The sequence below is a fragment of the Pseudomonas sp. SR18 genome, assembly GCF_023701505.1.
Classification (GTDB): Bacteria; Pseudomonadota; Gammaproteobacteria; order Pseudomonadales; family Pseudomonadaceae; genus Aquipseudomonas; species Aquipseudomonas cyclaminis.
In genome coordinates this window covers 128,212-142,104 of sequence record NZ_JAMQAU010000011.1, presented here as the reverse complement: position 1 = coordinate 142,104, position 13,893 = coordinate 128,212, and the positions used below count along the sequence as shown (strand labels likewise).

Genomic DNA, 13,893 nt, shown 5'->3' with positions numbered 1-13,893 from the left:
AGTATCAGCCCCTGCGCATTTTTTTGAAGACTGAGAGTGATGCATGCCACCGACCCGCGTCCTGATAGCCCTGCTGTTCGCGATCCAGCTTGTGTCCATGGGCGCCATGGAAATGAGCGGGCCATTCTGGCCCGTGCACCTGCGCGGGTTGACCCGCTCCGACAGCCTGTTCAGCTTCGCCAGCGTCGCGGTGTACGTGGGCCCGATGCTTGGCATCCTGCTGACCAGCGCATTCTGGGGTCGCATCGGCGATCGTTATGGCCACAAGCTGATGATGATCCGCGCGCTGGCTGGACTGACCCTGACCCAGTTGGGCCTGGCGCTGTTCAGCGACCTGTGGGCAATCCTGATCCTGCGCTTTTTGCAGGGTGCGTTTGCCGGGTATATCGCCCCGGCCCAAGCCTACGGAGTGAGCATCGAGGTGCCTGCGCGGCGGGCGCGGCTGTTCGCGATCCTGCAGATTTCCACTAACGTCGGCTCACTATTGGGCGCGGTGGTCGGTGGCTTGATCCTCGATCACGCGACGTTCTTCTGGATCAACCTCAGCGCCGCAGCGCTCTGCGCGGTGTGCACGCTGATCGCAGCGGTGACCTTGCCGGATGTGCCGCCGGTGAAAAAATCCGCGCCCGCGCCAAAGAGCGATGCCTGGCAGGCATCTGCCCTGCTGCCGTTGCTGACGGTGATGGGCATTCTGCTCTTGGCGCGGATGCTGCCGCAGACCTCATTCGCGCTGTACGTGAGCACAACGTTCACGCTCAGCAACGCCCTGGTCGGGCTGTGCTACGGCTTGCTGGCACTGGGGTTCATCCTGTCGGCGACGGCGTGGGCGCGCCACTTCGAAGGCCGGACTCAGGCCGACACCTTGCGGCGCCTCACCTGGGTCGTAATCGGTTGCATTGTGCTGACTGCAGCGGCCGGCCTCACCCGCAACCCGCTGGTGTTTGTCATCGGCTACTTCCTGTGGGGCGTGCTGCTGGGCGCCACCACGCCGGTGCTGATGGCCTTGATTTCAAAGACTGCCGACAGCGCACAACAGGGCCACGTACTGGGAATCGCCCAAGGCACCGCGCAGTTCGCCTCGATTGCCGGAATAGCGGCCGGCGGCCTGCTCAGCCAGGCCTATGGCTTGGCGTATACCTACCTGTATGTGTGCCTGGCCTACGCCGCGGCGTTGATTGCGATTCTCGCGTTGCGCTCACGGCAGGTTTCCCCTTAGCATTGGGAATACTTCTCAATTGCACGGTTGCGCGCCATGAGCGAAAGCCTTCCCGCCGATAACTACAATCACCTGCGCGCAATCGAAGCCCTGTATAGCGGGCATCACGGCTGGCTGTACGCCACGCTCAAACGCAAACTCGGCAACGCCATGGACGCGGCGGATCTGGCCCAGGACACCTTCACCCGCATCCTGGCCTCCCAGGTCACGGTCATCGACCAGCCACGGGCCTACCTGACCTGCGTGGCCAAGGGCATCCTGGTCAATTGGTACCAGCGTAAGGCCCTCGAACGCGCCTATCTGGAGGCGCTCGCCCTCGTACCGCAGCAGGAAGCGCCCTCGCCGCAAGCCCATTTCATGGTCATGGAGACCCTGCACGAAATCGACGCAATGCTCGACTCGCTGCCACCGCTGGTGAAGCGGGCGTTCCTGCTGTCACAACTCAACGGCCTCAAGTACGACACCATCGCCGAGCAACTGGGCGTGTCGCTGATTACCGTCAAGCGCTACATGAAGCAGGCGTTCGTGCAATGCCTGATGCTGGTGGAATGAATGCTCAGCCTGCGCAAAGAGCCACCGCTGCCCACGGAAGTCCTTGAAGAAGCCGCCGAATGGCTGATGCGCCTGAGCGAAAACAACCTCAGCGACAGCGAACGCGCCGAGTGGCAACGCTGGAAGGTCAGCACCCCCGAGCGTGATCGCGCCTGGGCGCGGGCGCAATTGCTGCAAAGCAAGCTCGGTGGCCTGCCGCCGTCCCTGGCGATGTCGGCATTGGATCGCCCAAGCCACCCGGAACGCCGCGCCGCCCTGGGCAAACTCGCGCTGTTGCTGGCGTTGATGCCGGTGGGCTGGGGCAGCTGGAAACTCGCGCAATCCCAGCAATGGACCGCCGACTACCGCACCCGCGTCGGCGAGCGCCGCGAGCTGACGCTGGCCGATGGCTCACACATCACCCTCAACACCGCTACCGCTATCGATGTGCGGTTCGACAGCCAGCAGCGCCGGGTGCGCCTGCGCGAAGGTGAAATCCTGGTGCAGACGGCACAGGACGCGTCCCGCCCGTTTCTGGTCAGCACCCGCCAAGGCCTTATGCAGGCGCTGGGCACGCGGTTTACCGTGCGCGAACTGAGCGCGCGCACGCACCTGGCCGTGCTCGAAGGGGCCGTCCAAGTGGTGCTGGCCGACAATCGCCAGACCGCGCCGATAATCGTCAACGCCGGGCAACGCACGGAGTTTTCCGCGCAACAGTTCGGTGCGCTCACCGCCACCGACCGCAATGTCGGCGCCTGGACCCAAGGCATGCTGATGGCCGACAACATGCGCCTGGCGGACTTCGTCGCGGAACTGACGCGCTATCGCCACGGCTTCGTGCGCTACGACCCGGCGATTGCCGACCTGCGCATCTCCGGCGCGTTCCCCATCAGCGACACCCAGCGCACCTTGAACATGTTGGTGCAGACCTATCCGGTGCTCGCCAACGGTCATTTGAACGGGTATTGGGTCACCCTCTCGCCGGCCTGAGCAGCCGCGAAAAATAAAACGCGCGGCGGCTGATACTTTTTCCGATCTCGGCTGGCAAACACACAGACCCCTTTTACCTCCCGTCCATAGGGCCGCCCTCCATGCTTGTGATTCGCAGCGCGCTGCTCAGCCTGGCCCTGGCCAGCACCGCCCTCGCGGCCGTACCAGCGCAGCTGGATACGGTGGCGGTGCGCGCCTACCACATTGCCCCGGGCCCACTTGGCGCCACGCTGTCGAGTTTTGCCGTGGACGCCGGCATTGCCCTGTCGTTCCTCCCGGCGCTCACCGAAGGCCTGACCAGCCCTGGCCTGTCTGGCACCTACTCTACCCAGCAAGCCGCTACACGGCTGTTGGCCGGGAGCGGCCTGGAAATGGCGCTGCGCAGCGATGGCAGCTACACCCTGGTGCTGCGCCGGATCACGCTGTCGGACACCACGGTCAGTGCCGCCGAACAACGCGCCAGCAGCCTGCCGCCCCTGTACTCCGGCGGCCAGGTGGCCACGGGCGGACGCCTGGGCATGCTGGGCAATACCGACGTGATGGATGCGCCGTTCAGCGTCAGCACCTACAGCGCAGCGCTGATCAAGGACCAACAGGCAACCACCGTGGGCGATGCGCTGGAGCGTGACTCCTCGGTGCGCTCCACCGGGCAGACCGGCGGGATTGTCGACTCGTTTTTTATCCGTGGTTTCCCGGTGGGCGAAGGCAATCTCGGCGAGTTGGCGTTCGACGGCGTCTACGGTGTGGCGTCCAACTATCGCGTCTTCACCGAATACGCCGAGCGTATCGAAGTGGTCAAGGGCCCCGGCGCGCTGCTGTACGGCATGTCGCCCAACAGTGCCGTGGGCGGCGTGATCAACGTGGTGCCCAAGCGCTCTCTGGACGAAGACCTGACCCGCTACACTGCCAGTTATGCCCAGGATGCCCAGTTCGGTAATCACTTGGATATCAGCCGACGCTTCGGTGAAGAGCGCCGCTTTGGTGTGCGCCTCAATGGCAGCGTGCAGCGCGGCGACACGGTGATCGACGAGCAATCGCGCGAAGTCGGCCTGGGCGCCCTGTCCCTGGACTATCAGGGCGAACGCCTGCGCACCAGCCTGGACCTGATCTCCCAGGAAGAAGCATTTGACGCTGCGTCGCGGCCGTTCCTGATCGAACCCGGCGTGGCCATCCCCTCTGCCGCCAATGGCCGTACCAACGTGAGCCAGGATTGGGGTTGGTCAAGAACCCGCGATAAGTCCGCCTTGCTCAGCGCTGAATACGACCTCAACGACAACCTGAGCGTATTCGCCCACGCCGGTGGCGGTCAGTCGGCGGTCGCGCGCATGTCCGACCAGACACCGAAAATCGTCAATGCCGCCGGGGACACCTCGTCAACCCCCGGCTACTACCGCTTCGAAGTGCAACGCTACACCGTCGACATAGGCGCACGCCTGCACTTCGACACAGGCCCCATCAGCCACAACGGCACCGTGCAGACCAGCCGTTACCGCGATCAACTGTCACGCGGGATTATTTCCGGGCCACCGGTGCTGTCGAATATCTACCACCCGACCGACCGTCCCGAACCGTCGATCGCCAAGCCCGATGCGCCCAAAGTCTCTGCCAGCGAATTGTCCGGCGTGGCCATCGCCGACACCCTGTCGGTGCTCGATGAGCGCGTCCAGGTCACCGTGGGCCTGCGCCAGCAGCGCATCCAATCCAACAACTACAACAGCGCCGGCGCCGTGACGACGGCCTATGACGACGGCAAGACCACCCCGCTGTTCGGCGCGGTGCTCAAGCCATGGGAGCATGTGGCGTTCTACTACAACTACCTCGAAGGCCTGAGCAAGGGTGACGTGGCACCGTCCAACGCGGCGAATGCCGGCGAAGTCTTTGCGCCCTACGTTTCAAAACAGCATGAGATCGGGGTCAAGCTCGACTACGGCACCTTCATGTCGACCCTTGCCCTGTTCCAGATCCAGAAGCCCAGCGGCGAACTGGCCTCGGGGACGTTCTCCGTGCAGGGCGAGCAGCGCAACCGTGGCCTGGAGCTGAGTGTGTTCGGTGAGGTCGCCCCAGGCACACGCCTGCTCGGTGGCGTGACCCTGCTGGATGCGCAGTTGATCAAGACCAGCGTCGCCGCCCACCAGGGCAATACCCCGGTGGGCGTGCCCGAAGTGCAAGCCAACCTCTGGGCCGAATGGGACACCCCGTGGCTCGAAGGCCTGACGCTGACCAGCGGCGCGATCTACACCGCCAGCCAGTACGTCAACCAGGCCAACACCCAGCAGCTCGATCCCTGGACGCGCTTTGATATCGGCGCGCGCTACAGCACGCGCATCGCCGAGCGGCCGACCACGTTCCGCGCCACGGTACAGAACCTGTTCGACCGCGAGTACTGGTCGGGGGTCGCCTCCTACGGCGCGTTTTCCCAAGGCTCGCCGCGCACCCTCCTCCTCTCGGCCACGGTCGATTTCTGACACCTGCAAGGGCTTAATCCATGGTTTCCATTGTTCGACGCTGCCAGGTTTTTGCGGCGCTGCTCTTTACCGGCATGCTGGGGTTGGCCAGCGCCACAATGGCGGCGCCGACCACCGTCACCGATCTGCTGGGACGCAAGGTCCAGGTAAACCTGCCGGTGCAGCGGGTGATTCTCGGCGAAGGCCGCCAGCTGTACCTGCTGGCCGCACTGGACACGCAAAACCCCATCGAACGCATCGTCGGCTGGCGCAAGGACCTGATCCAGTCCGACCCGGACACCTACAACGCCTACCTGCGTAAATTTCCCGGGATCGCCAACATTCCCACCTTCGGCGGCTTTGAGGACGGCACCTTCGATATTGAGCAAGCCATTTCACAGCGCCCCGATGTGATCATCCTCAATATTGAGGCGCAACATGCCACTGAAGATGCGCGCTATATCGAGAAGCTCGGCGCCCTGGGCACCCCGGTGGTGTACGTGGATTTTCGCAACCAGCCGATGACCAACACCGAACCGACCATGCGCCTGTTCGGCCAGTTGTTCGGCAAGGAGCAGCGGGCCGAGGATTTTATTGCGTTTCGCAACCAGCAGATCCGCCGCGTCACTGACGTGATTGCGGCGCAACAACCGGCGCGGCCGACGGTGTTCATCGAGCGGATCGGCGGCTACACCGACGATTGCTGCCTGAGTTTCGGCAATGAAAACTTCGGTCTGTTCGTGGAGATGGCCGGCGGCAACAACATCGCCAAAGGCATCATCCCAAGCACCTTCGGCCAATTGAACCCCGAGCAGGTGATCGTGGCCAACCCCGACCAGGTGGTGGTCACCAGCGCCAACTGGGAGGCTTTCGCCCCAGGCGGGCATTGGGTCGGCGTAGGCCCCGGCGCGGACATGGCCCAGGCGCGACGCAAACTTTCGTGGTACACCCAACGCCCGGCGTATGCCGGCATCAAGGCCCAGCAAACCCAGGCCTTCCACGCCATCTGGCATCAGTTCTACAACAGCCCTTACCAGTTCGTGGCGATTCAGCAATTGGCCAAGTGGTTTCACCCGGACCTGTTCGCCGAACTGGACCCCGAGGCGTCGTTTCGTGAACTGCACGAACGTTTCTTGCCGGTGCCTTACGCACCCGGTTATGCCGTGAGACTCAAGCCATGAGCGCCGTGACCTACCGCAGCCTGGTGCTGCGCAAACGCCTGATCCTCGCTGCGTTGTTCGTATTATTGCTGTGCAGCGTGCTGCTCGACCTGGCGTCGGGGCCGGCGCGCTATAGCCTCAGTGAAGTGATGGGCGCCCTGCTCTCACCCGACAGCGCGGCGCCGCAAGTGCGCGTGGTGATGTGGGATATCCGCCTGCCCGTCGCGTTGATGGCCGTCGCGGTGGGCGCGGCATTATCCCTGGCCGGGGCGCAGATGCAGACCATCCTCAACAACCCGCTGGCCAGCCCCTTCACCCTGGGCCTGTCCGCCGCCGCCAGTTTTGGCGCGGCCATGGGCCTGGCGTTCGGCGTGGCGCTGTTTCCGTTGGCGGCGCAGTACATGGTGCCGGTCAATGCGTTCATCATGGCGATGCTCTGCGCCTTGCTGATTCATTTCCTCAGCCTGCGCCGCGGGGTCAGCGCCGAGACCCTCGTGCTGCTGGGCATTGCGCTGGTGTTCACCTTCAACGCGCTGCTGGCGCTGGTGCAGTTTTTTGCCACCGAGCAAGCCGTGGCCGCCGTGGTGTTCTGGACCATGGGCAGCCTGACCAAAGCCACCTGGCCCAAACTTGGAGTGATCTGCCTGATCATCCTGCTCACCGCGCTCGTGTTCGCCCGGCGCGCCTGGGCCATGACCGCCCTGCGCCTGGGCGATGAAAAGGCCGCCAGCTTCGGCATTAACGTGCGCAGCCTGCGCTTTCAGACGCTGATCATGGTCAGCCTGCTCGCCGCGTTCCCGGTGGCGTTTGTCGGCACCATCGGCTTTATCGGCCTGGTGGGCCCGCACATCGCGCGGATGTTGATTGGTGAAGACCAGCGCTTTTTCCTGCCGGCCTCGCTGCTCACCGGCGCGTTGATTTTGTCGGCCAGTTCGGTGGTCAGTAAAACCCTGATTCCGGGCGCGATCTTTCCCATCGGCGTGGTGACTTCGCTGATCGGCGTACCGTTCTTCATTTCCCTGATCCTGAGCGGGAAGAAACATTCATGGTAACCCTGCAACTGGAACATCTGGGCGCCCGCTACGGCCAGCGCAACATCATCAGCGGCGTGACCACGGCCGCCTTTACCGGCGGCCAGGTGGTGGCGGTGGTCGGCCCCAACGCTGCGGGCAAATCCACGCTGTTCAAGCGCATCGCCGGGCTGATCGACGGGCCGGGCCGGGTGATTTTGCAGGGCTCGCAACAAGGCGCCCAGGCCATCAGCTACATGCCCCAGGGCCTGAATGGTAGCGCCCGGTTGACGGTTTACGAATCGGTGCTGCTGGCGCGCAAACAACTGTCGCCAGGTTGGGTGGTACAAGACGCAGAGCTGCACCTGGTCGACGAGATGCTCGACGCCCTCGGCATCACCGACCTGGCCTTTCGTAACCTGGGCGAACTCAGCGGCGGGCAACAACAGCTGGTGTCCATCGCCCAGACCCTGGTGCGCGAACCCGAGGTGCTGCTGATGGACGAACCCACCAGCGCCCTCGATATGCACCGCCAGGTGCAGGTGCTGAGCTTCATGCGCGCCCTGGCACGCCAGCGCGAGGTCATCGTGTTTATCGCCCTGCACGACCTCAACCAGGCCCTGCGCTTTGCCGACCAGGTGCTGGTGATTGCCGACGGCACTGCCCAAGGCAGCGGGCCGAGCCATGAAGTGATCAACGAAGGAATGCTGCGGGCGGTGTACAAGGTCGAGGCGCGCATCGAGCGTTGCAGCCGTGGGCAGCCGCATATTTTGATCGATGACATCGTGTGCCAAATCTAAGCGGAAGGACTGAGTCTGAAAAAAGCAGTTTGACTTTACAATCCATTGGCTTTCGTAAAAATACTCCTTGGAACGCCCTCCCGACAGCAGTTCAATAGTCAAGAGAAAACCGTATAGCAAAAACCTAAGAACTCCAAAAACAGGAAGTTGCTGGCGGGAACAAGGCGTCTAAAGCTTGCAGATGGGGAAAACACAAGCATCGACTCGTTGATAGCGTTTTGATACCATACCTTCAATTCAAAAGGAGTTGAAATGAAAAATTTTTTTGTTATCAGTGAAATCCAAAAACAAAGATTCAATCAAGTTGCTCTTATACCCAACAGCTGGGACGACTTCAGTTACAAGACACAATTCTATGTACGCTACTATGACAACAATGGAAAAACTCACGACATTGGAAATGTAAAAATAGGATTCAAAGGTCAAACAGAGGGATGGACCAGCGATCATTTAGAAAAACAATTTAACACACTAGATGATAGTTTTTTCTCACTAGGTCAAGATACAGATTACTACTTAAACGCTAGAAATCTACCTAAAGAGTTACGCAAGGATATTCTTGAGGGGTTGCGAGACATCGTGAGCAGCAGTGAACAGCTCCCCCTAATACTTAATGAATCGGTATTCTCGACTTCACTCTTACGCCATACCAGCTTATCCGCAATACACCATCAATATAAACGCATCCTGAACGGCGGCGACGTCCTCACAGATTTTGACTTTTCTTATCAACAAAAAGACACCAAAGACATCTCGGGCTTCAGCTTAAATTTCTCGATATCTCCCGACTCCAAACCCCCTACTAACATGCATGTACTCATCGGTAGAAATGGCGTTGGAAAAACAACATTACTGAATGGCATGGTAACTTCAGTAACTAACAACACATCATCCTCACAGACTCCCGGCGAATTCCAAGACACGTCAGTTCGACGTGCACGCCCCATAGACAAAGATTACTTCAGTAGCGTCATATCTGTATCTTTCAGTGCTTTTGATCCTTTTACGCCTCCAGCAGACCAACCTGACCGTTCCAAAGGAGTACGTTATTTCTATATAGGCCTGAAAGCTACAGACACCAAAATCTCATCACTCAAAGAACCGAAAGATTTATGCGCTGATTTTATCGATAGCTTTGACGCTTGCTTCGCGCAAGAACGAAAAAGACGCCTATGGGAAAACGCTGTCGAAAAATTGAACTCTGACATAAACTTCAAAGAAATAGGCTTACTAAACCTAATTCGTTACGTAGAAGAAGAAAAATTCAAAGAACGACTTATAAAAGTATTCCAACGAATGAGCTCAGGGCATGCAATTGTACTTTTGACCCTCACCAAGTTGATCGCAAACATTGAAGAAAAATCTCTAATATTAATTGACGAACCTGAGAGCCACCTACACCCACCTTTATTATCAGCTTTCACTCGGACGTTGTCGGATTTACTGATTGAGCGAAATGGCGTCGCAATCGTAGCTACGCATTCACCTGTTGTGCTACAAGAGGTACCTAAGTCCTGCGTATGGAAACTCCATAGAATTCGGCTTGAATCCAAAGCTAAAAGACCTCTGAACGAGACGTTCGGTGAAAACGTCGGAACATTAACTAGCGAGGTTTTTGGACTTGAGGTTTCAACTTCAGGCTTCCACGCAATGCTACGACAGTCAGTCGAGGAGGGAAAAACATACAAACAAATCACTGAAGAGTATGGGGGACAGTTAGGATTCGAAGCAAAATCAATAGTCAGGGCGCTAATTTCTGCCAACTCAGATTCAATTGGAGACTCTCAATGAGAATCCTGCCACTGCCTAACCTTGACAACTCCGAAATCTTTCTAGAATGTGTCAAAGGCGTAAGTAACGCAGCACTACGCCAACGATACATGGATGCCGAAGACCTAATCAAAATATGGGCGATTAAATACTCCACAAACGCTCAAACCGCCAAGTTATTCAAATTCGCACCCCATACAGGAAAGAGAAATGAAATCGCCGTACAGACACTTACAAAACTAGAATGCTACAAACTATATGAACAATATTTTAGAGGCAGCACAAAGTCCGCCAGGCGACACTACGACTCGCTACTGCTAAGTATACCAACGCAACTATGTCCTTACTGCGGTTTTGGCCACATATACACCATTGACCACTATCTACCAAAAGCAAAATACCCTCAATTCTCAGTTACCATTCCAAACTTAATACCGGCATGCAGAGATTGCAATGAAGGATGCAAGAACGCGCTATACTCTGTGACTGAAGGTGAGCAGCCACTTCACCCTTACTATGATGGTGGGCAATTCATAAAGGAGCAGTGGCTTTTTGCAAAAGTTGTTGAAACTTCACCTGCTACAGTTCAGTTTTATGTGTCATGTCCTCATCATTGGAGCGACTCAGCAAAAACTCGCACTAGACACCACTTTAAGAGCTTCAGCCTCAAAAGCAGATTTGCTGTGGAGGCGGGAAAAGAGCTTTCCGGATTGAGTCCGAGCCTAGCTAGATATCATGCTAACGACACGCCAAAAAAAATTCGAGACAGGCTACACGAAACCCTTGATGTCGAAATTGAAAATCATATGAACTCGTGGAAAACCGCCTTATATGATGCGCTTATAAAGAGCAACTGGTACTGCAATGGCGGATTCAAAAACAAATAATAGAAACATTCACCAAGGCATTTAAATACAGTAAGATATTCCTAGTTCAATCACCGCCCTTCTTTATTACTCTGATGCCTGAGGGCCTAGCGTTCTTAAGCGGCCATGACTGACTGGGCGGTCACCTCACTCATGTGCTCGGTTTTCTTGCATTGTCCTTCACCGGTCACGCCTTGGTCATCCCAAAAGCAGCACACTCCATAGGAGTGTCTAGTGTTGCCGAAAAAGAAACTATGACCCAATCCTGTTGAATCCTTGCCTGATCCTCTGAACATCACGGCTATCGCATAGATCCCCCCCGCGCAGTGGTCTAGAGTTCGACGATGGGCGACTTGCAGTCGCACCACTCCTATAAGAAATCAGCACCACCAACCGATGATCAGCAGGTGAGCCAGCCATGGAATTACGTATCAACCAAAAGGCCTATCAGGTCGATGCCGAAGCCGACACGCCCCTGCTGTGGGTGATCCGCGACAATCTGGGCATGACCGGCACCAAATACGGCTGCGGCCTGGCCCAGTGCGGCGCCTGTTCGGTGCTGGTGGACGGCAATGTGGTGCGTTCGTGCGTCACCCCGGTGGCCGGGGTCGTTGGCCGCGAGATCACTACCATCGAGGCCATCGAAGCCGATGACGTGGGCAAGCGCGTGGTCAGCGCCTGGGTCGAGCACCAGGTCGCGCAATGCGGTTATTGCCAGTCCGGGCAAGTGATGGCCGCCACCGCGCTGCTCAAGCACACCCCGGCGCCCACCAAAGCGCAGATCGACGCGGCGATGGTCAACCTGTGCCGGTGCGGCACCTACAACGCCATCCATGCAGCCATGGATCACTTGGCCACCGGGAAGGAGACTGCCTGATGAATACGCCAGCATTCATCCCGGGTGAGCCTGTCAACCTGTCGCGTCGGCGCTTCCTGGCGAGTACCGCCGTGGGTGCGTTGGTCATCGGTTTCGGCCTGCCACTCGGCTCGGGCCGGGTGCAGGCGGCCACCGGCGCCGCAGCCGAACGCGGTACGCAGGTGCCGGCATTCCTGGAGATTCGCCCGGACGGCACTGTGCGTTTGCTCAGCCCCTTTATGGAAGGCGGTCAAGGCACCCACACCGCCATGGCGCAGATTGTCGGCGAAGAACTCGACGCCGACCCGGCCACCTTCATCGTCGAAGCCGCGCCACCCGGCGAAGCCTATGTGGTGATGGACAACGGCATGCGCATCACCGGCGGCAGCATGTCGGTGCGCATGAGCTACCCGACCATGCGCCGCCTCGGTGCCCTCGCCCGCGCCATGTTGCTGCAGGCCGGTGCCGAGCAACTCGGTGTGCCCGTGGGTGAGCTGACCACCCAACCCGGCCGCGTGATTCACGCTGCATCCGGCCGTTCCCTGGGCTACGGCGAGTTGGCCAGCCGCGCCCTGGACATGCCAGTGCCTGACGCCGCAAGCATCACCCTGCGCGACCCGAGCCAATTCCGCTGGATCGGTAAACCGGTCAAGCGTGTAGACGCCTACGACAAATCCACCGGCAAAGCGCTGTACAGCATCGACCTGAAAGTCGACGACATGCTCCACGCCGCCGTGCAGCACGCGCCGCGCCTGGGCATGACCGTGGGCAGCCTGCGCAACCAGGCGCAGGTCGAAGCCATGCCCGGCGTGCACTCGGTGCATCAACTGCCCGGCGCCGTGGCGGTCGTCGCCGAACGCTGGTGGCATGCCAAGCGTGCGGTGGAAGCCATCCAGGTCGACTGGCTGGAACCGACTGCCGACTCCAAAGTCCGCGCCATGCCCGCTGACTTTTCCAGCGATGGTTTTCGCGACTTCCTCGCGGCCCAGCAAGGCCCGGCCCGTGACGAGGAAAACGAAGGCGATGTGGCCGGCGCACTGAAAAACGCCAAGACCCAGGTCGAGGCCACCTACCACAACCAGTACGTCAACCACGCCCAGTTGGAGCCGCCTTCAGCACTGGCGCGTTTCAACCCCGACGGCACCCTGGACATCTGGCTGCCTAACCAGGCGCCGGACATGTTCCGTGCCGACATCGCCAAGCGCACCGGCCTGGCGCCCGAGCAGATCAACCTGCATTCGCCGCTGCTGGGCGGTTTTTTCGGTCGGCACTTCCTGTATGACTCGGCCAGCCCTTACCCGCAGGCCATTGCCCTGGCCAAGGCGGTGGGCCGTCCGGTCAAGCTGATCTGGAGCCGTGAAGAAGAGTTCCTGCGCGATGTGCTGCGCCCGGTTGCGGTGGTCAAGTTCCGCGCCGCGCTGGATGCCGACGGCCTGCCCGTCGCCATCGAAGCGGTCAGCGCCACCGAAGGCCCCAGCGAAGCCATCGCCGGCAAACAGGGCGAAAAACTCGACCCCACCGCCCTCGAAGGTTTGTCGGGCAAGAGCTACGCCATCCCCAACAAACGCATCGCGCAGATTTACGTCAAAGGCCCGGCCATGCTCGGCTACTGGCGCTCGGTGGGTAACTCGCTGAATGACTTCTTCTACGAAGCGTTCCTCGATGAACTGGCGGACCAGGGCAAGCGCGACCCCTATGAGTTGCGCCTGCATCTGCTGCGTGACAACCCCCGGCTGACCACCTTGCTCAAGGCCGTGGGCGAGTTGTCCGGCGGCTGGAAACGCGGCCCCTACACCGCCGAAGACGGCACACGACGGGCGCGTGGCGTGGCCATGGCCTCGCCGTTCGGCTCCCACGCTGCGGTGATTGCCGAGGTGTCGATTGAACACGGCCAGGTAAAAGTGCACCACATCTGGGAAGCCATCGACCCTGGCAGCATCGTCAACCCGGCGATTGTCCAGGCGCAGGTCAACGGCGCGGTGGCCCTGGGCCTGTCGCAAACCTTGCTGGAGGAAGCGGTGTACGTGGACGGCAAGCCACGGGCGCGCAATTACGACCTTTACCCGATCCTGCCGCCGTCCCGCATGGCGCAGGTGCATGTAAAGATCATCGAGAGTGGTGAAAAGATGGGCGGCATCGGTGAGCCTCCGCTCCCCGCTGTGGCGCCGGCGGTGGTCAACGCGGTGGCGCAATTGACCGGCCAGCGCGTGCGCAGCCTGCCATTAAGCCGACACACCTTCAGCTAACCGA

The 13,893-nt window shown here is 59.7% G+C and carries 11 protein-coding genes; all 11 read left to right on the top strand.

Features of this window, described 5'->3' with window-relative positions; translation table 11 throughout:
* Positions 1-43 precede the first annotated feature (43 nt).
* Entirely contained in the window at positions 44-1,216 is a 1,173-nt protein-coding gene (locus NDJ82_RS17535) for an MFS transporter (RefSeq protein WP_250925959.1), read from the top strand.
* Positions 1,217-1,252: 36 nt separating this feature from the next.
* Entirely contained in the window at positions 1,253-1,768 is a 516-nt protein-coding gene (locus tag NDJ82_RS17530; RefSeq protein ID WP_112194695.1) for a sigma-70 family RNA polymerase sigma factor, read from the top strand.
* Positions 1,769-2,737: a FecR domain-containing protein gene (locus NDJ82_RS17525; protein ID WP_250925958.1), complete on the top strand. Its 969-nt coding sequence runs from the start codon at positions 1,769-1,771 to the stop codon at positions 2,735-2,737.
* A 101-nt stretch (positions 2,738-2,838) separates the two neighbouring features.
* Positions 2,839-5,202 carry a TonB-dependent receptor gene (locus NDJ82_RS17520; RefSeq protein ID WP_250925957.1) on the top strand — a complete coding sequence of 788 codons (2,364 nt, stop codon included), beginning with the start codon at positions 2,839-2,841 and terminating at the stop codon, positions 5,200-5,202.
* A gap of 20 nt (positions 5,203-5,222) precedes the next feature.
* Positions 5,223-6,362 carry an ABC transporter substrate-binding protein gene (locus NDJ82_RS17515; protein ID WP_250925956.1) on the top strand — a complete coding sequence of 380 codons (1,140 nt, stop codon included), beginning with the start codon at positions 5,223-5,225 and terminating at the stop codon, positions 6,360-6,362.
* Positions 6,359-7,393, top strand: a complete 1,035-nt coding sequence (locus tag NDJ82_RS17510; RefSeq protein ID WP_250925955.1) for a FecCD family ABC transporter permease — start codon at positions 6,359-6,361, stop codon at positions 7,391-7,393. The genes NDJ82_RS17515 and NDJ82_RS17510 overlap by 4 nt, the downstream gene beginning before the upstream one ends.
* Entirely contained in the window at positions 7,387-8,151 is a 765-nt protein-coding gene (locus NDJ82_RS17505) for an ABC transporter ATP-binding protein (protein WP_250925954.1), read from the top strand. Before NDJ82_RS17510 ends, NDJ82_RS17505 begins: the two co-directional genes overlap by 7 nt.
* Positions 8,152-8,403: 252 nt before the next feature.
* Entirely contained in the window at positions 8,404-9,942 is a 1,539-nt protein-coding gene (locus NDJ82_RS17500; protein WP_158878840.1) for an AAA family ATPase, read from the top strand.
* Positions 9,939-10,808, top strand: coding sequence for an HNH endonuclease (locus NDJ82_RS17495; RefSeq protein WP_158878841.1), 870 nt, complete (start codon positions 9,939-9,941; stop codon positions 10,806-10,808). Before NDJ82_RS17500 ends, NDJ82_RS17495 begins: the two co-directional genes overlap by 4 nt.
* 397 nt (positions 10,809-11,205) lie before the next feature.
* Positions 11,206-11,664 (top strand): (2Fe-2S)-binding protein, encoded by a 459-nt coding sequence (locus tag NDJ82_RS17490; protein WP_250925953.1) that lies wholly within the window; start codon positions 11,206-11,208, stop codon positions 11,662-11,664.
* Positions 11,664-13,889, top strand: a complete 2,226-nt coding sequence (locus tag NDJ82_RS17485; protein ID WP_250925952.1) for a xanthine dehydrogenase family protein molybdopterin-binding subunit — start codon at positions 11,664-11,666, stop codon at positions 13,887-13,889. The genes NDJ82_RS17490 and NDJ82_RS17485 overlap by 1 nt, the downstream gene beginning before the upstream one ends.
* The last annotated feature ends 4 nt before the right edge of the window (positions 13,890-13,893 follow it).